This is a genomic window from Desulfobacter latus (genome assembly GCF_013389365.1).
GTDB classification, from domain to species: domain Bacteria; phylum Desulfobacterota; class Desulfobacteria; order Desulfobacterales; family Desulfobacteraceae; genus Desulfobacter; species Desulfobacter latus.
The window spans coordinates 1-25405 of record NZ_JACADJ010000016.1; the positions used below are offsets into that span (position 1 = coordinate 1).

The 25405-nt window shown below is 47.5% G+C and carries 18 protein-coding genes; 6 read left to right on the forward strand and 12 right to left on the reverse strand.

Going from position 1 to position 25405, the window contains the following annotated elements:
- Positions 1 to 158 precede the first annotated feature (158 nt).
- The 8 genes from HXW94_RS06765 to HXW94_RS06800 form a co-directional block, all read right to left on the reverse strand.
- Positions 159 to 680 (reverse strand): hypothetical protein, encoded by a 522-nt coding sequence (locus tag HXW94_RS06765; protein ID WP_178366137.1) that lies wholly within the window; start codon positions 678 to 680, stop codon positions 159 to 161.
- Positions 681 to 1573: 893 nt separating this feature from the next.
- On the reverse strand, positions 1574 to 2422 hold the full coding sequence (locus HXW94_RS20110; RefSeq protein WP_178366138.1) for an HNH endonuclease: 849 nt from the start codon (positions 2420 to 2422) through the stop codon (positions 1574 to 1576).
- 179 nt (positions 2423 to 2601) lie between these two features.
- Entirely contained in the window at positions 2602 to 3798 is a 1197-nt protein-coding gene (locus HXW94_RS06775; protein ID WP_178366139.1) for a hypothetical protein, read from the reverse strand.
- A 346-nt stretch (positions 3799 to 4144) separates the two neighbouring features.
- A complete protein-coding gene (locus tag HXW94_RS06780) occupies positions 4145 to 6553 on the reverse strand; it encodes a penicillin acylase family protein (RefSeq protein ID WP_178366140.1) in 2409 nt (802 codons plus the stop codon).
- Between the two features lie 33 nt (positions 6554 to 6586).
- Complete coding sequence (locus HXW94_RS06785) at positions 6587 to 7090, reverse strand: phosphate-starvation-inducible PsiE family protein (protein ID WP_178366141.1); 504 nt, start codon at positions 7088 to 7090, stop codon at positions 6587 to 6589.
- A 32-nt stretch (positions 7091 to 7122) separates the two neighbouring features.
- Positions 7123 to 8040 carry a universal stress protein gene (locus HXW94_RS06790; protein WP_178366142.1) on the reverse strand — a complete coding sequence of 306 codons (918 nt, stop codon included), beginning with the start codon at positions 8038 to 8040 and terminating at the stop codon, positions 7123 to 7125.
- 134 nt (positions 8041 to 8174) lie between these two features.
- Positions 8175 to 10814 carry a PAS domain S-box protein gene (locus HXW94_RS06795; RefSeq protein WP_178366143.1) on the reverse strand — a complete coding sequence of 880 codons (2640 nt, stop codon included), beginning with the start codon at positions 10812 to 10814 and terminating at the stop codon, positions 8175 to 8177.
- Positions 10815 to 10900: 86 nt separating this feature from the next.
- The gene (locus tag HXW94_RS06800; protein WP_218576601.1) at positions 10901 to 11398 is read right to left on the reverse strand and encodes a chalcone isomerase family protein; all 498 of its coding nucleotides are present in this window, start codon (positions 11396 to 11398) and stop codon (positions 10901 to 10903) included.
- Positions 11399 to 11814: 416 nt separating this feature from the next.
- Between HXW94_RS06800 and HXW94_RS06805 the strand changes: the two genes are divergently transcribed.
- The 5 genes from HXW94_RS06805 to tsaA all read left to right on the forward strand — a co-directional run bounded on the left by HXW94_RS06805 (position 11815) and on the right by tsaA (position 18216).
- On the forward strand, positions 11815 to 14466 hold the full coding sequence (locus HXW94_RS06805) for a UPF0182 family protein (RefSeq protein ID WP_218576602.1): 2652 nt from the start codon (positions 11815 to 11817) through the stop codon (positions 14464 to 14466).
- Between the two features lie 287 nt (positions 14467 to 14753).
- Positions 14754 to 15908: a glutamate 5-kinase gene (gene proB / locus HXW94_RS06810; RefSeq protein ID WP_178366146.1), complete on the forward strand. Its 1155-nt coding sequence runs from the start codon at positions 14754 to 14756 to the stop codon at positions 15906 to 15908.
- A gap of 35 nt (positions 15909 to 15943) precedes the next feature.
- Positions 15944 to 17200: a glutamate-5-semialdehyde dehydrogenase gene (locus HXW94_RS06815; RefSeq protein ID WP_178366147.1), complete on the forward strand. Its 1257-nt coding sequence runs from the start codon at positions 15944 to 15946 to the stop codon at positions 17198 to 17200.
- Positions 17201 to 17311: 111 nt separating this feature from the next.
- Complete coding sequence (locus tag HXW94_RS06820; RefSeq protein ID WP_218576603.1) at positions 17312 to 17482, forward strand: hypothetical protein; 171 nt, start codon at positions 17312 to 17314, stop codon at positions 17480 to 17482.
- The gene (tsaA, locus tag HXW94_RS20115; RefSeq protein WP_178366149.1) at positions 17467 to 18216 is read left to right on the forward strand and encodes a tRNA (N6-threonylcarbamoyladenosine(37)-N6)-methyltransferase TrmO; all 750 of its coding nucleotides are present in this window, start codon (positions 17467 to 17469) and stop codon (positions 18214 to 18216) included. The genes HXW94_RS06820 and tsaA overlap by 16 nt, the downstream gene beginning before the upstream one ends.
- A 16-nt stretch (positions 18217 to 18232) precedes the next feature.
- Here tsaA and HXW94_RS06830 read toward each other — a convergent pair whose 3' ends face one another.
- Positions 18233 to 19075 (reverse strand): FRG domain-containing protein, encoded by an 843-nt coding sequence (locus HXW94_RS06830; protein ID WP_178366150.1) that lies wholly within the window; start codon positions 19073 to 19075, stop codon positions 18233 to 18235.
- 67 nt (positions 19076 to 19142) lie between these two features.
- Complete coding sequence (locus HXW94_RS06835) at positions 19143 to 19619, reverse strand: 2-thiouracil desulfurase family protein (RefSeq protein ID WP_178366151.1); 477 nt, start codon at positions 19617 to 19619, stop codon at positions 19143 to 19145.
- Between the two features lie 163 nt (positions 19620 to 19782).
- Between HXW94_RS06835 and HXW94_RS06840 the strand changes: the two genes are divergently transcribed.
- Positions 19783 to 21597 (forward strand): acyl-CoA dehydrogenase, encoded by a 1815-nt coding sequence (locus HXW94_RS06840; protein ID WP_178366152.1) that lies wholly within the window; start codon positions 19783 to 19785, stop codon positions 21595 to 21597.
- A 31-nt stretch (positions 21598 to 21628) separates the two neighbouring features.
- Here the strand turns inward: HXW94_RS06840 and HXW94_RS06845 are convergent, their stop codons facing one another.
- Positions 21629 to 24004 (reverse strand): glycosyltransferase, encoded by a 2376-nt coding sequence (locus HXW94_RS06845; protein WP_178366153.1) that lies wholly within the window; start codon positions 24002 to 24004, stop codon positions 21629 to 21631.
- On the reverse strand, positions 24001 to 25395 hold the full coding sequence (locus tag HXW94_RS06850; RefSeq protein WP_178366154.1) for an O-antigen ligase family protein: 1395 nt from the start codon (positions 25393 to 25395) through the stop codon (positions 24001 to 24003). The genes HXW94_RS06845 and HXW94_RS06850 overlap by 4 nt, the downstream gene beginning before the upstream one ends.
- Between the last annotated feature and the right edge of the window lie 10 nt (positions 25396 to 25405).

Below are 25405 nucleotides of genomic sequence, written 5' to 3' on the forward strand. Positions count from 1 at the left end.
TCTATTTGATTTTATTGATAAAATCAAATAGATAATTATTTCAAATATTTATAAGTAACCATTTGAAATAATTAATAAATAAATTTAATATTTGACATTAAAAACCATCGAACCGACAGTAATAATTAACCATTCGTTTTTTTTTTGCGTTAACTGAATTAGCAGCGTTCGGCATTAGCCTCTATGAGATGCAACATCTCACTAGGCAGTACAACGAGAATGCCGCACAATTGAGCAAGCTTAACTCTTCTTTTTAGTATGCCTTTGTCGGTCGTTACGAAAAACTTTCCATATTTTTGCGCTTCGAATACATGCTCTGAATCCTGTAGCATTTTGTCTCGCCGACCATTCCCAGCCAACAAATTCAAGATTTGTTCTTTTAAAATTAGCTCGGCTTCTGAAAGCTCTACCTCTATTGTATAAATTTTAGCATCTGCTTCCATTTTTACTACTGGTGGCACATTGGGATGTTCAATCTCCTTCATATTCGAGTGGGATATCACAAGATTTATCTCGCCAGCGTTATATAGCTGAAATAGCCTTTCAGAGGCTAAATCCTCTGGCATATACTTTGGATCGAAGGCGCATGAGTCTATAAAAATATTTGCCCTTCGTGTGTTAATAGATACTGAACCTAATGGTATTCTCCTTTTTGTATTTTCAGGTATGGATTTTTTCATTTTACGTTAAATTTTATCTTCGCTTGTGAAATTATTTGGTTTGCAATAGGAGAACAGACGTCAGCGGGAACTCCGCTGCAACTCAGATTCCCGCTATACCAGTTGCAACCGTCTTCGTCCTCATCTGTTAGGCATATTACCGAAGTGACTTGGCAAGTATTACATTCTTCGTGGTTCGATAACTCTGAATTTATTATTTTAAGTAGTTGTTGATGAGACACTAATGTTCTATCCATTGTATCCTCCAAATTTCAGTTTTTTGCCGAACGGGGGGCACATTGCCAAGCGCGTTGTAAAAGCCAAGTTTTTTCTAAAACCAAGCATTTTCAAAAAGCGATAACTCCCCGGTCGGCTGTAGCGTTGTTGTTCGGAGATCATCGGTTTTACAGGGACATGATGATGTTTGAATTTAATAAATAGGTATCATGTCCCCGGAATCCTTCGTAAAATGGTATTATGTCCCCGGAATTCCTAATATCCCTGATACTTTTCTATATAATAGATGTCATTGTTTTAGATATCCTCTAATATTTTTTTTCGCTCATGTCGCGTTTTGGGGTCTAATTTTTGACGATTACTTTAACTATTTGAAATAATTAGCAATATCTACATTTCCTTTGTATCGCAAGGCCGAGTCTTTTTATCATATATTTCAAATAGTTAACCTTATCAGCCCATAAAAAAACCCTGAAACACAACATGAGCCATCTGTTTTTCATTTTTTAATTCTTCCTTTCTTTTTGTTGGGCACAGTGGTCATTTCGTTGCCGCCGAACGGGGAGCTGAGGTGCCGGGCTTTAAAACCACAAAAGCTCCAATAAAAAGTTAAATTTTCATGCACCAAGAGCTTTCAAAAAGACGGCGCAGGTAGCCCGGTCACCTCGAGCGTTTTGTTAGCCATTTTTGAACACCTTTTCTCGATGATATTCCATGTATTTCATAAGTCTATCAGGGAGTTTTCTTAATTTCAAACTATCTGATAGTGTCAATTTCTTGATATCATCTTGCGATAATCTTGATGAAAATATTACAATACCTTTTACGTCAAATGAAATGAGTCCTGAATCAAATAGATGATCTAATGTCGGTTGAAGGAGTAGTCCATTCTTAGGGTCTAAGCGCTCCTGATTGGATGAATCTCTCCAGGGTTTTATATGTGATGCACGAAGTATAGAAAGGTTGCTTAGGCCTGTCACTGAACAATTGCCCCATAAGGCTACGACTCCATCTCTAAACAACCCTTGTCCGATACGACTTTTTATAATTGAGTCTTTTTCTGTTTGACTGAGAGATTTATAATCGTTTTGATGGAACTTGATGTCATCTAATAAGTCTGTCACTTGCTTTGCCTGGCCAATGCTAAAAACAAATTTGCTTGGTTCTTTTGTATGCAGGATATGGTTTTTTAGGAAAATTTCCCCATAATAAACAAATGGTGAATGATGAATATCTCGGTAAAATAGGTGAATTTCATCCTGCACAGACTTTGCATTTACAATCCTGCTATCTGAGGAATGCTTTTCTTCCCCTTCCCAGTGCAAAAACTCTCCATCCAAATAATCGTTGTATTGGGTTAAAGCCTGTTGTTTTTCTTTTGTGACAAATAAAATTATGAAATTGGTTCCCGAAGGGGTTACAACACCTCTTGAAATTGCCTGAAACCCTCTATATCCCCAAATGTCAGCTAAATAAGGGCGGTCGTATTTTTTCCCAATACTTAATTTATCAAAGTTAACAGGCACGGTTGTGGTGTCCTTATTTGGAGGCTAACGGGGAGCTGAGGGGCCAGGCTTCTTAAACCCCAAAAGCTCCGATAAAAAGTTAAATTTTCCTGAACCAGGCACTCCCGAAAGGCCGCGCAGTAAGCCTGGTCCCTCTCCAGCGTTTTGTTCTTTTCATTGCTTATTATGTAGCAACGGAATTAATCATCGGGGGATGAATCACTTTGTTTTTTTAATGGCCTAATAGCTGAAACTTCATAATCGCCCACAGGATTATCCACTTTATAAATTTCTACCAATCCTTTTTTTTCAAGGAGAGAAATAAGCTCGTATGAACTCCGAAAATCAAACCCTAAAATGCCTAAATGATTTTTAACAAAATGACTGAGTCCAACAAAGCCATCTGTGGACAGGAACTGTTCATACTGACTTTTAAGTTCCTCAAGAAGTTTATCTTCGCTGATGATATCAAAAGCACTATGTTCAACTATACTTTCCCGAATAGCATCCCTATCTAAATCGCTAAATTGTATATCTTCAACGCCACTATCAGCTTCATCTATAATTTCTAATAATTCTTTTATTAAGTTTTCTCCTATTTCACATTGATTTTGAGTGAAAAGGTTATTATGCGCAACTTTGTGACGAATTTTTTCTAAGTCTTCCCATTTTTTTTGAAAATCTTTTATCCGAAACGCGTCGTTAAAAAATTTTGTATAGTTCGTTTCAATTTCTTCCTTTAAAATACGTATAGAATTGACAGATTCATCCATATTTCGAATTCGTTTGATAATGTCATCTCGACTCAAAAAACCTGAAATTTGTTGAAACACAATTCTTCCCAAGTCACCGAAATCAATAAGATATGCTGAACTATCAAGCGATGTAGTTAAAACTCTACTTTCGACATTACGGGCTTTTGCTTTCCGGTTCATGTCTGAATCAGCTGTTACTTTCCACCAATTAGGGCCAAGTTTTTTTATGAAAAATTTGATCAGGTATCCTCTTAATTTGTTCTCTACTTGATGGATTCCTGGATAAAGTTGAGAAGCTATTCTTTCGGAGACTTCATCTAAAACAACGTAAATGGGTTCAAATTTTAATTCTTTTGAGTAGTCAATTATTGGTATTCTTAATTTTTCGGTGTCCTCAAAAGGTCCTTTTATATTTATCAAAAAAGCTCTTTTGAGTTGCTGATCGGTCTCATCCTCTGAATCAACAAGGGCTATCTTTACTTTAAGAGCCTGATCGCAAATAGTATCTGTTGCCTGTGAAGAAGGAGACTTCCATAAATTTGAATTAGCCAGTAATGCGTGTTTAAAATTTTCTACTGTTTTAATTACAGTTTTCCCGGTTTTATCAACACAAAGAAATTCAAAAGAAAAATCTGTTTTCATATTCATGGTCCCCTATTTCACCTGGAAGGAAATAATTCATTTCAAAGATTTTTATTTTTGAAGAAACCAAATATCAACATTCATTATTCTCGTTTAGTTGGTCTATTAAAAAAGAACAGTTGTTATAGATGGAAAATTTTCCATTATATCACTCTATAGAATAGAAAATTTTCCATATATTGAAATAATTAAGACGTAAATATGGAAAGAAGTCCTTGATTTTTCCATGTTTTTTTATATATCAGCTATTATCATGGCAAGCAAGAAAAAGTTCAGACCAGATCCGAATTTGAAATTAATGAATCTAATTCGTCGCTCTTTAAAATGTTATCATTTAACGCTTAAGTTAATGACTTTGCGGTACCAATGTCAAAGTCGTTTGTGCATGGGCCTTAATGGCAACATCTGAAAACCACCAGTACTGGACAGATCCATCCATAAAACCGTCAACCAGGTCTTTCTGGTGGGAATGAAAGGTCCGGCCTGACGCCCCGCCCGGCAACACCGCCATGAGCTTTTCATCATCCCCCATATCCGCCACAAAGCGCAGGGATGCACAATGGGTCACGGCATAGGGGGCGTCAAAATCATACCATCCCCGATACAGGGTTTCACCGGAGCCGCCCATGGGCATAGGCCCTGTGCCAAGCAAGCCCTTCAGTCGCCCTTTACGGACAAGGGGATTAACCAGTTCAAGGGTATGCAGATCCCCCCAGCGCCATTGGGCAGGGTTATCGCCAAGGGTCCGGGACAACTCCTTCCGGGCGGCATGGGCGGCCCGGACAAAAAGATCCGCCATGGTTTCTCTTTTACCGGCAGTGCATATATCATCAAAAAAAGGACTGTCACCGGCCAGCACAAATTGTAAGAGGCGCTCCTGCCAGTAATACCAGGCATTCAACAGCGTCCAAACCTTTTGTGGCCCCAGATCATCTTCAAACACCGCCAATGCAAACTGCCGGTATATGGCTTGAAAAATCAAAGGCCCGGCCTTTTCAGGATCATCTTTAAAATCCCAGTCCGCCACAATCCGTCCCAGATCTTTTGTATCCCCGTTTGCCAGAAGAATCCGTGCCATAATCGGTGCAATGCGCCGGGCCATGACATTGCCCGTATCTCTTTGATATTGCCACATATCCAAAGGTGTCTGCTGGACTTTGCCTGCCATGAGCTCTTTTAACCTTGCATAACGGAATGACGGTGCAAAATAGGATGAATAATAATGGGGAAAGCCTGTGTCCACCGTTTTATTGTTGCAGGTGCCAATCCATTTTTTTTCCGGGTTGATCTGCCCGGGCATCTGATCCGGGGCAATCCAGCCCTGCCAGTTGTCTGTGCTCTCTTTGACCACATGGGGAAACGTGCCGCCGTTCCGGCGCAGGGGAACCCGGCCGGATGTCTGGTGGCCGATATTGCCTGAAGTATCCGCAAACACCCAGTTAAAACAGGCCATGGTCAGGTCCTGCAAAGCCCGGGAAAGATCTTCGGCATTTTTTGCCGTCAGCAGATCCAGCACCCCGATATCCGGTGTCATGGATTCAAGCGGCGCAAATCTGAGCGTAAACACCTTATTGGTGTCCAGACCCTTGAGGACTTTAGATACCACCGGTCCCCTGCGGGTGGTGCGGATATCGATATCTTCCGTTCGAAAGCCGCCGGGTGCCGCCTTATCCTTAATTTTCAACCGTTCTTTAATATGCCCAAAGGCAATGGAATTGACGCCCTCCAGATAATGGTCCGGATTGCCTGAATCAACGGTTTCAATATACAGGTCCACCATGTCACCATAATTGTTGGTGGCGGACAAGGCAATGTGCTCGGTGCGCCCTACCCCCATCCCCGGGATGCCGGGGATCTGCACCCCAACGGCCCGGATGCCGGGGCAGATCAGCCCTGCCGGATACCAGACCCCCGGCAGTATTCTCGGGTCCAGGTGGGGATCGCCGGAGAGCACCGCAGCCCCGGTCACGGACTTTTCCGGCGCCATGGCCCAGTTGTTACTGCCCACCCGCAGCATCCTGTCCCCGGCAAAGGCCAAAAGAGCGGGGTCAAACGGCAGGGCCACCCCAAGGATCTCCTTGGGCGGCATGGCAATAAAGCCCTGGTCATCCGGGTCATCCACATTAATATTCAAAGGCAGCAGCATGGCGGTTTTTTCATATCCCAGGGTATCCAGCAGCATCTGGGAGATGATCTCCGTGGTCAGGTTGGCTGCCGTGGAATATCCCATATAAAACAGTACCCCCAGGCAGTCTTCCACCTGCCATAAATCCGGTTTGATCCCGGCCATACGAAATGCCAAAGCAAGATCATGTGGACATTTTTTTATGAAGGTATTTATGCCGTCCACATAGTGTTGAAACTGTTTTCGCAAGGCAGGATTCAATATCCGGGCCTGTTTTTTCGCCATGCGTAAAATTCCGATGGTGCGCATGCGCACATCCAGATCCCTGGCCTTCGCCCCTGCCAGCTCGCACATCCGTCCTTCATAATACATCCGGGTCATCTGCATCTGGAACAGCCGGTCCTGGGCCGTGACAAACCCTTGCGCAAACAACAGATCTCCAATATTTTCGGCATGAATATAAGCAATACCCGAATCGTCCCGGGTTACGGTTACGGGCCGGCTTAAGCCGGCAAGATTTAATTGTCCCTCATCTTGGTAATCATTAAACCGGGGCAGAAAGAAAAAAAGAATCACACAGCAAACCACCAGCAAAGCGATGGCGATACTGACACGCCGAATCCATTTCATGCCAACTATTTACATCTCCTTAACCGGAGCCGCCTATTCCGGCTTTTCGCCTTTATGTATTTCATGGCGATCCTTTGGAAAAATTGGATCAAACATTGCGATACATGTTTGAGATGAGTTCAATACCAGATAATATCCGATGCTCATGGCAAAAACAACACCAGCAATGGCCCACACATATTGCGGGCTGGTCTTGTTGAAGTCAAGAATGATAACTTTCCGGGCAATGGCCATCAGGGCGGTTGCCATGACAATCTGGACATGGATCACATCTTCTCTCAGGTAAATACATATATTTACAAATATTTCAATGGCAATGAGTACCGCCATAAAGGCCCCGAAAGTGGCAAGGATGTCACTCATGGTCAGCATGAATCTGGGTGGAGAGATCAATTCCTGATACAACACCCAACACACATCAACCACCCCCCAAAGAATTACAGCCGTCATAATCATAGCCAGAGCCCTTACGGCAAATCGGATGATGGCACGAAGTTTCAAAATCAGGGGTTCATCGTTTTTGTCATGAGAATCCATTCTATTCTATTTCTCCTGTATGAAATGAATCATTACTGTGATGTAAATGCGTCTAAAATATTTAATCCCTGGCCTTTTTCTTTAACTGCCAGAACCGGATTGTGTGTTGTCCGGATCAACCCTTCGGTAATGCTGCCCAGAAGTATTGCCGCGATATTGCCACTTCGACCCCGGGCCCCGACAACGATCAGGGCCTCCCCCAGGCTTTCTGAAAATTTCCGGATACTGCCGACAATATTTTTATCTTTTTTAAACACCGGTTTGATACGCACGGATTTAAGATCAACCTTGGACAAGGCGAGCCGTAATTTTGATTTTGCATTCTCAAGCATGATATCGGCAAATTCCTCGTAAGTCTTACCTGTTTTCTGGTGTCCGATCGGAACCTGATACGTATTCAATATATAGAGATGATCAATGCCGGCCGCCTTTGCAAAGGCACTGCCCACATCCAGTGCATTTAATGAGTGATCACTGAAATCCACGGCCACAAGAATTTCATCAAAATACGCAGTGGTATTGCTTGGGATAACCAGGACAGAGCAAAAGGCTTTACGGGCCAATTTTTCCGGAAGCCAATCGGCAGTGGCCGAGTCGTTGGGATGATGACCGACGACTAAAAGGTCTATATCATATTTTTTTGTACACGAAATCAGCATGCCCAGCCGGGGCCCTTCCATGATCTTGAACGTAACCGCAGTATCTTTATATCCGTTGAAATGCGCATCCACGATTTTTTGCATTTTTTTTTCCACCATCGCTTCCGGCGGTGCATCTAATTGAGGATAAATCTTCCTGATCTCCTCAGGGATATCAAATGAATCATACACATATACAAACAGAACCTCTTCCGACGTGGTCATCCGGGAAATGAGCCCTGCGTATTTAACCAGGTACCGATCATGTTCGTCCAGGTTCAGACAGACCATCAATTTTCTATATCGATACATACATTATCCTTTCAAGCAGCCTTAGATTCTGAACCCATCATAGACTGCCGCGTACTATCCGTCAACAATATCCAAATTCACCCAGTGCTGACGCATGAATAAACCGGGCCTTTATCATTGAACGACAAGTTGCACTAATTTTGCGCCAGCACCTTCCGCAGTTTGACTGCCAGATCACTTTTCGAGAACGGTTTCTGGATAAAATTCACATCCTCGTCCAGGACACCGTGGTGGGCGATCACGTTGGCGGTATAGCCCGACATGAACAGGCACTTCAGGTCGGGATAAAGGGAAAGGATGTTTTTGGCCAGGTCGCGGCCGTTCATTTCGGGCATCACCACGTCGGTCATAAGCAGGTGGATATGGCCGGCATGTTCCGCGGCCAGGCGGACGGCCTCACCCGGTGCGGCGGCCCCCAGCACGGTATAGCCCTGTCGCTCGAGCATCATGGTGGTCATTTTCAGGACCGAGGGCTCGTCCTCCACCAGCAGGATCGTCTCGCGGCCGCGTTTGCTCGGTTTATCCGGCCCCTTCTCCGGCACCGGGGGCGTTTTGGGTTTGTGGCGCGGCAGGTAAATCTTGAAGGTCGTTCCATGGCCCGGTTCGCTGTAAACATTGATGAACCCGTTGTTTTGTTTCACCGCACCGTAGACCGTGGCCAGGCCCAGGCCGGTGCCTTTGCCGACGTCCTTGGTGGTGAAGAACGGCTCAAAGATATTGGCGCAAGTCTCCTCGTCCATGCCGCAGCCGTTGTCGCTCACGGCCAGCATAACGTATTGTCCGGGCGTAAATCCCCCATGATTCCCGCAATAGGCTTCGTCGAAAGCGGTATTGCCGGTTTCGATGGTCACCTTGCCGACACCGGCGATGGCGTCCCGGGCGTTGACGCACAGGTTGGCCAGGATCTGGTCGATCTGGCCGGGATCGATCTTCACCTGTTGGACATTCCCGCCCGGAATCCAGGCCATATCAATATCTTCGCCGATCAGCCGCCGCAGCATATTGAGCATGCTTTCCACGGTCTTGTTGAGATCGATCAGCCGGGGGGCCACGGTTTGTTTGCGGGCAAAGGCCAGCAGTTGCCGGGTCAAGTCGGCCGAGCCCTCGGCGGCCTTGCGGATTGCCGCCAGGTTCTTTCGAAAGGGGCCATCAGTGGGCTGATTCTCGGACAGCATTTCGACATTGCCGAGAATGATGAAGAGCATGTTGTTGAAGTCGTGGGCCACGCCGCCGGCCAGACGGCCCACGGCTTCCATTTTCTGGGCCTGACGCAGTTGCGCTTCCAGTTTTTCATGGGCAATTTTTTGGCGGGCCTCTTCCCGGATGGCGAACAGGATCGGCGCGGTGTGTGCGGCCGCAGCTTCCAGGAGTTCCCGGTCCTCCTGGTTGTATCCCCCCGCCTTGTCGGCCACGACAAACTGGCCGATCAGGGTGTCGTGGTGCACGATGGGCACCGCCAGGGCGTTTTTCAAGACCACATGCCCCTGGGGAAGCCGGAGGTTTTCGTTGGCAACCAGGGTTCGCTTTTCCAGCAGGGACCGGCCCCACAGCCCGCCCCAGTCGGACCGGGGGAAGACGATACTCTTTTCGGCCACCGGGCATTGATCCCAGACGTCGCGCGTCATGGAGGGGCAGACCAGGTTGCCCGCCTCGTCGATATATCCGAAATAGCCGAACCGGCTGTCCAGGAGCCTCAGGATGACATCGAGAACTCCGGCAAAGACCTCGTCCCCAGAGGAGGTCAGGAAAACGGTGGCGATCCGGTTGTACAGATCAAGGGATCGTTGTTGCCGGCTCAGGTCCTTTTCGGCCTGTTTGCGGTCGGTGATGTCCAATACGTGACCGAGAAAGTTAAGCGGCTCACCATTCGAATCCCGTATCAGACATGCGGTCAAATGCCCCCAACGGACATCTCCGTTCTTGCGCACGAAACGCTTCTCCAGGCTGTATTGGTCGATTTCGCCGCGACCCAGGCGAGACTGCAGGCGGAGGTTCTCCGCCAGATCATCCGGATGGGTGAAATCCTTGAGTAAAAGGGTCTGAATCTCGGATTCGTCGCGTCCCAGCAAATCGCCATATGCCTGATTGAATGCCAGTAGGCGGTAATCCAGATCGACGAGAGCAATCCCAATCGGAGCATTCTCGAAAATCTTGCGAAACCGGCTTTCGCTCTCGCGCAGGGCCTCCTCGGCCTGTTTGATCCGCGTGATGTCGGTATGGGTACCGAACATGGACAAGGCCTTACCCGTATCGTCATGGGTCATAATACGCCCCTGATCGAGAATCCAGACCCATCGACCGTCCTTGTGTTTCATACGGAACTCGCATTTGTAGTCGGTTGTAATGCCGACAACGCAATCCGCCAGAGCCCGGCAGGCCTGTTCGAGGTCTTCCGGGTGGACCAGGCGTTCCCAGGTCGTGTAGTCGTAGGGGGTCAGTTCCTCGATGGTGTATCCGAGCATGCCTGCCCATTGCTCGTTGAAGCGGGTTTCGTTGGTCCGGACGTTCCATTCCCAGGTTCCCACACCCGAGCCTTCGATGACTAAACCCAGATATCGGTGGCTTTCCTCCAGCCGGTTGAGTTTGCGGATGGCCGGCATCACCTGCTTCTGGTGCGCTTGCCGGGCCTCGGCCTCAGCCGGGCGATCCACCAGGGTTTCTTGTTCGCCCGGAATGGTGTCCACCCGGCCTTCCCGGATAGCCTTCAACGCCGATTCCGCAGCCTCCAGGCGGCGCGTCAACTCGTCGTAAGATGGTGATTTCGGGGTACTCATTGCGTCTCATCCTTTTGGCGTTAAACAGCTCAAATTGCCGTAAATCGCACTCTCGGCCTAAATTCAAGCACCTGTTTATCTGCTGATCATTTTGATTTGCCCAGAAGCCGGTCTCTAAATTTTTTGTCAATTGGATTTTTACCGATCCAGATGGCAAATACCGCTCTGGCAAATTCCGATCCTTTTATTGTTCCGAGCGGCTCGGCATTAAGCGTCAACTGGGTTCCAAGTCCCGGCAGATAAGTCAACGCATAGCGGTCTTTGGGCTGAACATCTTTGTATAGTCGGTTCAATGACTTGATTTTTGGCAAAAGGCGCTGAAACGCGTCTTTGCTGACAGACGCCTTAATTTTTTCGGTGGTTGCCTTGGCAAAACCATCTGAAGACAGCGCCACACGATATTCCAAGACCAGGTGCTTGGATATATCATCCAGCGCATCCCGTCCATCCGTTTTCTCCGGCAAGTACAGTGCGCCGGTATATGCCTCTATGAAAAACATATATCTGAGCAGTGCCGCACCTGATAATTGCAGACGGATTCCCCGAACTTCAACCGAATTTGAAAATTCAGTCCCATTTACCATTATCGCACCGGCATGGCAAGTGCCTGAGACGGAAACACAGATAATTGCAGACAACATGCATATTGTTTTTAGTTTCATCATTGGCAAGGCTTAAAATCTGTTGTCAGTCAGGTTATAAAATGTACTTCAACATAATCACCTTTTAATATAATCAGATCCGAATCGTGTCAATTGATCTTGATGATAAACATAGCACATTTCGCGACGGGATGTGAGGTGCTGGGGAATGAAAATTCTTAGAAGTGAAGGTTATACTCATGAACGGCGTTTGTCAGACATTGATCTTCTTTTTTTTTATTTTTATTTTTATAATTTCTTATGTTTTTATTCATGATTTTATTTTATTGTTAAAGATGAAGTTTAAAAGTAATTTAAAAAAGAAATGGGAAAAAATGGCTAATATAAAGAAAAAGTGGATGGCATTATTCATCATCGGCTTACTTGCGATACTCGGTATCCTGGCCGCTACTGTTAATTTTATATTTCTAGATTTTTTTGTGGACTTGTGGTGGTTTCAAGCCCAAGGAATGACATCCTATTATCTTCTGAGGATACTCTATCCATACCTGATATTTATATTTTTTACGATCCTGTTTTTTGCAATCTTCTATATCAACTTCAGGGTTGCTTCCCATATTATTGGATTTGAAGACAAACCGGAGGGTTACAAAGAAAAAAAATGGCTCAAGCATCTCAATCATGCCTTGCGAAACATGTATCTGCTTCTTTCCTTTGTGATGGCTTTGATAGTTGCCATACCGGTTTTCAAAAATTGGGAAAATTCACTGCTGTTTCTCTTTGGAAGTCATAGTGGTGTGTTGGATCCTCTGTTCGGCAAGGACATTGGTTTTTACCTTTTTTCTCTTCCGATCTATAATTTGCTCCAAAAAGAAATCCTCATCGTCGTTACACTGATGCTCGCAGGCGTGCTCTTTATTTACTGGTACGAGAAAGCGGCAACCCCCATAGAATACCGTATTAAATCCCATAAAGCACATTGGCACACCAGTATCCTGGTGATATTTATTTTTGCGATTTTATGCTGGGGATTTATGCTGGAGCGGTATGATCTATTGTATGAAACAGTCAATCTTCCTGTTTTCAAAGGTCCCGGCTTTGTAGAGATGACTGTGATACTTCCCTTTATATGGGCGACAGTGGTTTCCCTGATGTTAACGGGTATTTTTCTGGTACTCAAAATTAACAGGCGCGTCGGATGGAAAATGCCCATTATCTTTTTTTTAATTTTTATTATTGCATTTCTGGGAAAAGATATTGAAACATTTGGGGATACCGTTAGAAAATACATCGTGATGCCAAACCAGATGGTTCGGGAGAAAGACTACATCAAAGCAAGTGTTGATGCTACGCTTGCGGCCTATGGGCTTGACAAGGTGGAAACCAGGGACTTTGAAACAACTTCGGCTGTCTCTTTCGATGCCGATGATCCGGATACCCTGCGTCGGTTGCGTAATGTTCCCGTCTGGGACAGAGAGATTCTTGGTAGTGTATTCGAGGAACTTCAAAGTATACGGACATATTATTCATTTCCAACGATTGATGTTGACCGGTATTGGGTAGATGGTGAATATCGACAGGTCTATCTTGGGGCCAGAGAGATAAATAATTCAAAACTGCCCGAAGTCGCTCAGAACTGGATTAACATGCATCTTCAATATACTCACGGTCAGGGCGTGGCCATGATTCCGGCCGCCAAGGCTGGAGATGAACCAATGACGTGGTTTATCAAAGACATCCCCCCGCGATCTCAATTTGGATTATCCAACGATCAAACCGATATTTATTACGGACTTGCGGATAAGCCCTACGCAATCGTTCCAAACAATGTCGGTGAAATCGGTTCGTCTACCGGAGAGGGTGAGAAGATAGTGCATTATAATGGAACGGGCGGCATCACGATCAATTCACTTTGGCGCAAATTTTTATTGGCAAATTATTTTAAAGATCGAGATATCTTTTTTACCACCAAAACAAACAACCAAAGCAGAATACTGTTTCGAAGAAATATTATAGAACGAATTCTGCATATTACCCCCTTTCTTAAACTGGACCAGGATCCCTATATCGTTCACACACCCAAGGGCCTTTTCTGGATACAGGACGCGTATACAACAGCATCCAATTACCCGATTGCACCCCCATACAACGAAGAAGGATTCAACTACATTCGTAATTCGGTAAAAATAGTGATTGATGCCTATAATGGAAACGTCTCATATTATATAGCCGATCCCGGCGATCCCATCATTAATGCGTACCGTAAAATGTATCCCGGAATATTCCAGCCGATATCTGAAATGCCGACGATTCTGAAACAACATATTCGGTATCCGCGTGATATCTTTACCATTCAAATGTCCATTTATGCGACCTATCACCAAACGAATCCGGAGCGGTTCTTTAGACAGGAGGATAACTGGATGTTTTCCAAGATTGCTATCGGTCAGGAATTTTTCCCGGCGACCCCGTATTACCTGACTTTAGATTTAATAGAACCTGGAAAAGATGAATTTTTCCTGTTTCTGCCCTTATCCCCATTTGGCCGGGATAATCTGCGGGCGTTGATGTTTGCGGGAAACGATCTTGAAAATTATGGAAAAATCTATGCCTACCGTTTTCCACGCAATCAACAGGTATATGGGCCGGCACAGGTCCACTCCCTGGTGAACCAGGATACCGTAATTTCAGAACAGTTCTCGCTGTGGGACCAGCGAGGCTCAGAGCTGGTATTTGGCAAAATGATCATTGAACCAACCGGAGGCGCACCGCTCTACATCCAACCACTCTATCTCCAAGAGGAAGGACCGCTGAAAATACCACAAATAAAGCGTTTGATCATGTCTTTGGAAGATGCGGTTGTGATGGCACCGAGTCTTGAGGAAGCCGCTGTCAAATTAGAACAAGAATTGCGTCGAAAATCCGATCGTCTTGAAAAAAGGCTGCCGGCGTCACCGCCCACCCAAATTCAAGAGATACCGGCAGATGATATAAAAGAAGAAAAAGAAGAAGAAGAAGAGACAAAACAATTAACCAAAGAGAAAACATGATATTTCAAGACCTATAGTTCCGGAAAATATATTTAGTTGAAAAACTCTCACAAAGACACTAAGACACAAAGATTTTTATTCGACTTTGTGCCTCTTTGTGTCTTTGAGGCTTTGTGAGAGAATAAATTTAGAATTGCCAACAGCCTGGTCCTAAGCACCTGTCTAAAAATCATGCCTTGCAATCATCTGCGCTATGGTTTAATTTTTGGCCCATTATTTGGGTTCTATAGAGACGACTATTAGCTGCGCGGCCTGTTGCCGCCTTTTTAAAAATTTGGAACATACTTATGAACACCGACCAGCAATTTTTAGCCCTGTCCACATTCAAACGTATCGTGGTCAAAGTGGGCTCAGGGGTGCTGACCCGGAAAAACAGCCTCAATATTGACGTCATCAACAGCATCGCAAGGCAGATCTGTGTACTCCATGACCGGGGTATGGAAGTGATTCTTGTCTCTTCCGGCGCCATGGCTGCGGGCGTTAAAAAAATCGGTCTGAAAAAAAGGCCGTCTGAGACGCCTAAACGTCAGGCGGTTTCCGCCATCGGCCAGGCGGATCTAATCCGTGAATGGGAAAAAGCCATGGAACACTGCGGTCGGAAAGTGGCCCAGATTCTTCTGACCAGAGGCGACCTGTGTGACCGGGGCCGGTATCTGAATGCCAGAAACACCCTGAACACGCTTCTGGAGTGGCAGGTACTGCCCATTATTAATGAAAATGACACTGTGGCGGTAAAATCGCTGCAATTCGGAGACAATGATAACCTGGGCGCCATGATCACCATGCTGTTAGACGCGGACCTGATGATCAATCTTACCGATATCGGCGGTCTGTATAATAAAGATCCGCGGAGACATGATGATGCACAGCTCCTCAGAGAGGTGACAGCCATGGGCAGCGAGATTGAGGCCATGGCCGGAGAGATCGCCGGGCCTTTGGGTACAGGGGGCATGGGCACCAAAATAAGCGCGGCCAAAAAGCTGACGTCGGCAGGCATCCCCATGATCATTGCCTGCGGCCTGGAACCGGATATCCTGGTCAAAATAATGGATAACAATTATACCGGCACCTATTTTGTTCCCAATGAACAAAAACCCCCATCCAGGAAAAACTGGATTGGCCTGACCCTGCAGGCCAAGGGAAGAATTACCATAGACAGGGGGGCCCAGAAAGCCGTGGTGGAAAAGGGGAAAAGCCTTTTACCATCAGGCATTACCCGGGTGGAAGACTATTTTGAAGTAGGCGATCCCGTGGAATTCATCACAGAGGATAAAGTGGTCCTGGGCATGGGCCTGGTCAATTACAATGCCTCGGATATATTGAAAATCATGGGCTGCAAGACCAGCCAGATCAAGAAGCGTTTAGGTTTCAGATCCTATGACGAGGTGATTCACCGGGATAATCTGATGATCACCGCTTACCCGGATGATGCCCGACTATAAAATTCGATCATCAAGTTTTTAAGGAGAACCATTCTATGTCTTTGGAAAATCAGATCATTGAAATTGCCAAACAGGCCAGGGCGGCAGCCCGGATTATGGCAGCCCTGCCTGCCGAACAGAAAAACAGAGCACTTTTTACCATTGCCCGGCAGTTGGAAAAGGATAAAGAGGAGATCCAGGCGGAAAATGAAAAAGATGTGGCAGCGGCCCGGGAAAACGGATTGTCCGATGCCATGATCGACCGGCTGACCATTACGGATAAGGTATTGGACGGTATGGTTAACGGTCTGAAATATGTGGCAGGCCTGGAAGATCCCGTGGGTACCTTATCGGATTCATCCATCCGGCCCAACGGTATTGAAATGGCCAGAATGCGCATTCCGTTGGGGGTTATCGGTATTATCTACGAATCAAGGCCCAACGTCACCGTAGATGCGGCAGGCCTGTGCCTGAAAGCCGGTAACGCCGTAATCCTGCGGGGCGGCTCCGAAGCCATTTACTCCAACCAGGCCCTGGCCCGGTCTATTGAACAAGGTATTGCCACAGAAGGTCTGCCGGCCGGTGCCGTCCAGGTGATCCCCACGTCGGACCGGGCTGCCGTGGATATGATGCTCAAACAGGAAGAATATATCGACCTGATTATCCCCCGGGGCGGTGAAGGCTTGATCCGCCATGTGGTGGCAGCCTCCAGCATCCCTGTACTCAAACATTACAAAGGGGTGTGCCACGCCTATGTGGATGATCCTGCAGACCTGGATATGGGCGTCAGTATCGTTCTCAATGCCAAGGCCCAGCGGCCCGGGGTATGCAATGCCCTGGAAACCCTGCTGGTTCATGAAGGTGTGGCGCAACAATTTCTGCCCATGGCCCACACGGCACTGGCCGATGCCGGTGTCACCCTTAAGGGGTGCCCGAAAACCTGCGAAATACTGCCCGATGCAGTCCCCGCCACCGAAGCGGACTGGCCCATGGAATACCTGAATTTAACCCTGGCCGTCAAAGTGGTTAAGGACATGGATGATGCCATGGCCCATATCGCGGCCTACGGCTCCAATCACACCGAAGCGATCATCACAACGGATCTGAATCGGTCTCGACGTTTTATCCGGGAAGTGGACGCCTCTCTTGTCATTGTCAATGCATCCACCCGGTTCAATGACGGGGGCGAGCTGGGCCTGGGCGCTGAGATGGGCATATCCACCTCAAAACTGCATGCTTACGGCCCCATGGGCATAAAAGAACTGACCACCACAAAATTTGTGGCCTGGGGGAATGGACAGATCCGGTCCTGATCAAGGGGCGGAAATGGATCCTGCCCCTACGTTTACGTCAAAATGGATGGCAAAGATTTAATCAAAGATTATGGCAACGAAATTACTGGGAACACATTATCCGCAACGAAAATGAATACCGGAAAATTGCCCATTTATGACGATTTCAAGGGCACCCTTGCCCAGGGGCCTGATGCGCTTTTGGCCTGCATTGAATTCGACCTCAGTGTCAGGCGGGAAGCGGCGGCATCCCATTTTGAATCACGGATCAACGAACTGGAAACCCTGTGGCAGTCCATTTAGACCCCATCGGGGTACTCCATACCTGTTTCAAGGAAAAATTCGGCATTCCCCGGCAACCCAACCTTGCGGTCGAGGCACCGGGGAGGCTGGATTTTTTCCCTGAATTTGCAAGGCCCGAGGCCGTAAGAGGACTTGAACAATTTTCCCATATCTGGCTGATTTTTATTTTCCACAAAGCGGTGAAAAAGGGTGGGAAATGGTCTGCCATGGTACGTCCGCCACGCCTTGGGGGCAATAAAAAAGTGGGCGTATTTGCTTCTCGCTCCCCTTTCCGGCCCAACCCCATCGGTATGTCCTGTATCCGGCTTGAAGCCATTGAATCGACGCCCAAAGGGCCGGTGCTTCACCTGACCGGCGTGGATATCCTGGACCAGACCCCTGTTCTGGACATCAAACCCTATCTGCCCTATTCCGACCGGCTGGACACGGCCCGGGACGGTTTTGCACCGGCACCGGACAACAAGACTTGCCAGGTCAGTTTTTCAGACACGGCAGCAACCCAGATCCAAGAAAGGGAAAAGGCTATCCCCAATCTGTTCTCCATTATTACCCAGGTGCTGGAAAATGATCCCCGGCCCGCTTACAGCAATGCCCGTTTTTCCAGCATAAAAGAAGAGACCCGGACGGATGGGTTGAATAAAGACCGTGTATACGGTATTCGACTGTTTGACTTTGATCTCAAATGGCAGGCCGCAGGGAATAAGATCCGGGTGCTTTGCCTGGACCCGGTTTAATGGCGATTACAATTAATCAGGTTTTAGGACTGTAATGGCGTTTCAGCCAGCTCCCCAGTCCGTCCAGGCCGGGAAACAGCACACGCTCCGTAATATTGCACAGATCCAGTTTATCCCGGCATTCCCATTTAAGTTTCGCCGGAATAATAATGCGCTGGAAAAGATCGGCATGCAGGTTCAGCCAGTCATCAATGACACGGCGGGGATTGGGCATGACTGAAAACAACGCATACTGGTTCACGATACGCTCGTCAATGGATGGCGGTTCAAAAAAAAGCAGGAACTCCTCGAACCGGCCTAAAGCATCAAACTGGGTTAACGTTTCAACATATTGATGAAAAGTGGTTTCACCGGTGTGACCGTCCGATCTTTCCTGGCCGATACTGGTGAGCAGCTCCACGGTAAACGCCTGGGCGCCTTCTGCAGCCAGTTGTCCTTTAAGCTCTGACGGCAGCAGGTCATGGACCTCTTTATAATTTATCCGCCAGATCACCCCGTCCAGGTCAAACCGCTCAAGATTGGCCAGGGCAAAATGAAGGGCAATGTAGGGTGAATAGGTCCAGTCCATGAGGCGGGTGGGCAGTCCGTGGTGCTGGGCCACAGCCAGAAGGTGCCAGAAGGAATCAGAATCTTCGCGTCCCTGGGCCCTGGAATATTTTCGAAAATTACGCAGCAGATGCTTTTCAAGGGTCCAGAACGGTCCGCCCAGGCGCATCAAAGAGGTTTCAAGCCGGTAGGAGGCATCAGACAGACCCCGGTAAACAAAAGGCGGCCGATACCTTTGGATGGCATCATTCCAGGCACCTTTAAACAATTCCTCCTGAAGCATGCCCCAGGAATCGACGATGATGTCCGGCATAATTTATTCTCCACCGGGCTGCCCCGGTTTCTTTATTTTTTGTGGGCCTTGGCCCAACGTATTAATATCATATCTGCTTGAACAGCAATTGGTCTATCTGGTCCTCACCCAATACCATAATACCGTTCTGCCTTAAAAGCGCGGTTGTCACCCCCATGCCGTCCACAAGAGAGCCGCTGAAACTGCCGTCATAGATCCGGCAACTGCCGCAGGACGGACTTTTCTGTTTCAAAAGGGCCGTTTTAATACCACAGGCAACCGCCTTTTCCAACGCGGCCTGCGCGCCTTTGATAAAAAACTGCGTAACATCAGCCTGCCGAGTCATCACCCGGGCCGTTCCCGCCCACACCCCCGGGCCGCCGCCTGGGGTGATCTCGGCCGGCGGTCGGGGCACAGGAAGGCCACCGGCCATTTCCGGACAGACCGGAACCAGCAGCCCTCTGGCTTGCCATTGGTCAATGCGTGTGCATTCAATGGGACAGGACATGCCGTCATAGCGCACCGGCTGTCCTAGAAGACAAGCTGAAATCAGTATCTGTTCCATGGGGATGCGTTATATCAGCATTGCCGTGGTTTGTAAAAATATCTTGACGAAAAGATAGAATTAATGCAATGAATGATAATTCATTTTGGAGTACCATAGTCCCCCAAAAATAAAACAAAACACTTCATTTGTTCATTAAAAATTTTCATAGCGACGAGGACACATGACACAGGTAATTTCCGACCAGCGGGACATTGAATTTGTCATTCATGAAATCCTTCAGGCGCAGACCCTGGCGGAACTGAACGACAATTATGCCGACTTTAACAAAAAAACCATTGATATGATTATTAAAGAGGCAAAAAATATAGCCATCAAAGCGCTGCTGCCCATAAGCAAAGAAGGGGACGAATTCGGCTGCACATTTGAAAACGGCAAGGTCACCACACCGCCGTCTTTCAAGCGCGTATTTGATCTGTTCAATGAAGGGGAATGGCTGGCCCCTACCGAAGATCCCCAATGGGGCGGCCAGGGCATGCCTTTCACCGTTGCCGCGGCAATAGCCGAATATTTCAACGGGGCCAACTACCCCTTCATGATGTACTGCAGCGCCACCCGGGGTGCAGGTCATCTTCTTGAACATTTTGGTACCCAGGAACAGAAAAACACTTATCTTAAAAATATGTACACCGGCAAATGGGCCGGCACCATGCTGCTCACTGAACCGGGCGCAGGTTCCGATGTCGGTGCCCTGATCACCAAAGCCGTCCCTAACGGCGACGGCACCTACAACATTGTGGGTGAAAAAATTTTTATCTCCGGCGGCGAACAAGATCTGACAGAAAATATCATCCATCCTGTGTTGGCCCGTATTGAGGGCGCCCCTGCCGGCACCAAAGGCATCTCATTATTCCTGGTTCCCAAATACAGAGTTAAAAAAGACGGATCTTTAGGCGAATTCAACGATGTCATCTGCACCGGCATTGAGCATAAAATGGGTATTCACGGCAACGCCACCTGCACCTTATCCCTGGGTGCCAAAGGCAACTGTGTGGGCACCCTTTTAGGCGAAGAAAACAAAGGCATGAAAGCCATGTTCCTGATGATGAATCTAGCCCGGCTGCTTGCAGGGGTCCAGGGATTTGCCTGTGCCGGCGCTGCCTATATGTATGCATTGGATTATGCCAGAAACCGTATCCAGGGCCGGGACTTGATGGAAATCCGGAACCCTGACGCCCCGGCGGTTCCCATTATCCGTCATCCGGATGTGCGGCGCCAGCTCATGGTAATGAAATCCAATGTGGAAGCCATGCGTACTTTGATTTACTATGTTCATTACTGCATGGATATGTCCAAATATGCGGCAACCGACGAAGAAAAGGCCAAATACCAGGGCTTTATTGACATCCTAACCCCTATTGCCAAGGGGTATATCACAGACCGGGCTTTTGAGGTCTGCTCTCAGGGCATGCAGGTCTTTGGCGGTTACGGATTCATCGAAGATTACCCCATGGCCCAGCTGCTGCGTGATGTCAGAATCACCCTGATCTATGAAGGTACCAACGGCATTCAAGCCATGGATCTTTTAGGCCGGAAACTCGGTATGAACAACGGCAAGCCCGTCATGGATCTGTTCGGTGAAATGCAGATAACCATTACCCGGGCCAAAAATATGCCGGCACTCGAAAAAGCAGCGACCAAGGTCGAAGAGGTGGTAAACAAATTAGGTGACGTGGCCATTCACATGGGCACCACCGCCATGGGGCCCAAAATGCTTGCCGCCTTTGCCAATGCCCACCCCTTCCTGGATGCCGTCGGTGACACCGTTTTTGCATGGATGCTGCTGTGGCGCGCCGTGACCGCTGCCCAAAAACTTGAAACAGCCAAAAAGAAAGACATCCCCTTCTACCAGGGCGTTATCAAAAGTCTTGAGTTTTATGCCCAAACCGTACTGCCCATCACCCTGGGTCGATTTGCGGCACTGCTTGGCACAAGCGCCGTGGCTGTGGAAATTGAAGACAACATGTTTCCCGGTTAATTAGGTTCCTGCCTGACAATTCAAAACTTTTTTATACCATCGCCCGTTGGTAGGCTTGTCGGGTCAGCCGAACCTGTTCTTTCATGCTAAAAGAGCCTGCAACATGGGCATGGGCTTTCGCGGCAAGATCGCGGGCCTTTTCCGGGTGGTTGAAAAGATCCATAATGGCGTTGTGAAGCGCCTCTGAATCACCTGCCGGGATCAGCGTGGCATGGGTATTGTGGGAGAGCATTTCAGGAATTCCCCCCACCCGTGACGCGATTATGGGACGCGCCAATGCCGCCGCTTCAAGGAGTGCCAAAGGGGTACCTTCTGAAATGGAAGGCATGAGGAAAAGATCCGATGCCGCAACACGATTCAACACGTCAGGGCGATCCATGTGCCCTGCAAGGATGACCCGTTTTTCAAGCCGGCGGTCACGGACTTTTGCAGCCAACAGTGGATAAAGATGACCATCTCCAATGATGATACAACAGATGCGCGGATTTTCGATGCCGGCAAACGCATCAATCAGATGATCAAAACCCTTTGCTTCCACCAGCCGCCCTACGGCACAGCAGACAAATGCATCTTCCGGCAAATTAAACTCATTTTTTAATTCGTTTGGGCTGTATGATATGTCACCATCTCTTTCCACAGAAACGGCATTGGGGATATGAGCAATACGCCCCGGCCTTACCCCAATGGATTTCAGCTTATTGCAGATATCTTCAGATACCGCAATGTAGTGTGCTGTTCTCCCGGCTGTCAGGCGTTCAAGCAGCTGATAAGTTTTACCCTTGAGTGAGTTGCCGTGTTCCGCTGCATACCATGAGTTCAGGGTGGAGACAAGCGCAGCAGGTGTGACCATCGTGACCAGCGTGCTCCAGATTTTAGACTGAATGTTCTGGGTGTCCAAAATAAGAATTTGCTCTTTTCTGATATGCCGAACCAAAGAAAAAAAGATCATGGGGTCGATTTTAGACCTTCCTATCGTAAAAACCGGAATTCCGGCGGCCTGGGCCTGGCGGGTGACAGGGCTCTGGATAAGCCCCGCAAGTGCGATCTGATGCTTTGGAAACGCTTTCATCAGGGCGATTACCCGGGCACTGGCACCACCGAACCGGGTAGAAAGATCAACCACAAGCACCTTGGGGGTTTTGGGTATTTGATCAAATGAACCGTCAGTTCCATGAGTTAACGCAGTGACATCTTCCTTGACCGGCTCCCAACGCGTTACTGTTCTGCCCATGAAAAAATCCATTACGCCAAGAAGGGTGCCGATATTTCCGATGCAAAAATAGAACCCCATCGAAATCAGCTTAGACAGCACCCCCATACCGGGGAAGCCCCTCCACTTTGCCGGCATTCGTGAGATGAACAGATGAGATAAACTGATCAGATATGCCCCGCTTTGGAGAATAAACAATAGATAAAACCATTGACTGACATGAGCGAGAAAGAGACTTGACATCCAGATCAGGATAAGGAAAAAGGGCATGAATCGACGCAGCACTTTGTTGATGAAGAGCCCAAAGGCAAAAGCGCCGTGTTTCAACGGGTTGAAGACCGCTCGATGGGACATCATGCATCTGAGGCTGCCGGAGACAATTCGGCGTCTTCGTGTTACTTCATGGGCTGGATTTCGGGAGGGCAAGCGGATCGCGGCCTGGGCGGTATTATCGAAAATAAAGCGTTTTCCATGGCGTTTCACGCCCAATGCCACGGACAGGTCATCGGTTACCCCCTCTTGAATGGGCATGAACAACGATTTTCGGATGGCATAGAGTTTTCCATCATTGGAGGTGATGCTGCCAAGTCGGCTTTCCAGGTGTTTGATCAGGCTGTCAATATGAATGTAGCGGCTTTGGGCATCCTTAAGGCCCGTAGACTCTTTTAATATCAGCCGTTGTCCGCAGACGCCGCCAATGGTTTCATGGTCAAAATGGCGAACAAGATGCCGGAGCGCCCTTTTTTCAAGGATGGCATCCACATCGGAAAAAACGATGATGGCACCAATGGCCTCCGGTACCGCCAAGTTCATGGCATGAATTTTTCCTTTGTGGGTGCCGGAACTCATCAGCCGAATACCTTTTTCCCGGTATTTTTGGATAATGGATTCGGTCCGGTCGGTGGATCCGTCAGAAAAAAAAATCAGCTCCAGTTTTTCAGATGGATAGTCCAAGGCCAAGCTGTTTTTGATTTTTTCTTCAATTAATTTTTCGCCATTTCTCACCACCACAATCAAACTGATATGCGGCGTATCAGAACGTATTCGGTCAAAGGATGGAGGCGCTGTTTGTTTGAGCCGGTAACAGCGGGAGAGAATAAAAAGTATTAAAGGGTAACTGAAAAACAGCAAAAGGCCGATGCTCGATAACATGAAGCATATGAACCAAAGATGATAGATCATGTCTAAATTGATCATGGCGTAACGTTAACCTTTCCCGGAGCATACCGGCGAACGACTTCGGACAGAACCAGTAAAACCAGAAAGTGTTTGTGAAGCGGTTCGCTGAAGACCAGCAGATAGAGGCAAAGCCCGGTAAATGAAATCCTGAATGTTTTGACCAATGCAGCGGTTTTTAACTCTCCCGCCCTTAAATATTGTGCTTGCGCCTTGATAAAGTTGACCATGGCCGATCCGATGACAAACAAAAAAGCCGCCAATCCCAGAAGACCACTGCCAACAGCAATTTCAAGATATGAGTTGTGTGCAAAGCGTCGGGGGGATTTATTGACGGAGGTGTACTTTTCAGCATAATCGGTTCTGGCATAAATATCGGGAAAGGTGCCGGGACCGGTTCCCAGAAGAGGATTTTTCTTGATGGTATCCCACGCCACATAAAGGTAACTGGTGCGACGTCCCATGGATTTATCCGTTGCTTGCAACACACTCAATTGGCGTTCCACATACCCTTCCGGAATCGTAAAATAGAATAAAATCAGACTGATGCCAACAGCCCCGATGAAAATTCCCATCAGTTTCGGCGTTAGCTTTTTAAAATGCGCCACAAATAGAATGCCGTAAACCAGCAGTAAAACAAGCGCACCACTTCTGGAAAACGTGGTGACAAGTCCCAATCCATTGATCCCGATCAAAACAAAAAAAAGAGCGCGCACCCAAAACCGATCGGCATAAAACAGATAATAGACCAGAAACGGAAAACCGACGATGATCATCAATGCCAGATTATTTGGATCTGTGGTGCCGCCAAGCCCTCGCTTGAATGCCCCGGAAGTCACTTTTTCAGCAAACAAAGGGATGTTGAAAAAGTATCCCACGATTGCAAGAAAGCTGCATAAAGAGATGCTGGATATCAAAATCGCCGGCAGGGTTATCCGCATTCCTTTTTTTGAAATGAATACCAGACCCAATAAAACAAATAAAAAGCCAATGGCAAACAAAATTAAATTTCTAATTGCGGTGGACGGGTAAGGGGATAGTATAGTCGAGAGGGTATTGAGGATGAAAAAAATGATCAGCCACGCTAACATGGAAAACTGCCCCCCCTGAGGATGTCTTTTTTTAGGAAGATATCGAAGAATGACCACAATCAAAAGCCCGAGGGCAATCAGCCAGGGAACCTGAATGAATTTATACCCTCGATAAGCCCCAAAAGGAATGAGAAAGATAATGAAATAGTATCCCGACGCCGGCCATCTGGAGAGCCATAAAAAACCTAAAACCATGAGGGCCGGAGCAGGCGCCAGAAAAAAATAAGGCGTGGCCAGAATGACGACGGTGATCAGTGTTACCAGAATACAAGTAAGGTTCAGTATCGGGTTGATCTCTCTATGAAGGGTGGCATTCGGCATGGGCAATTCC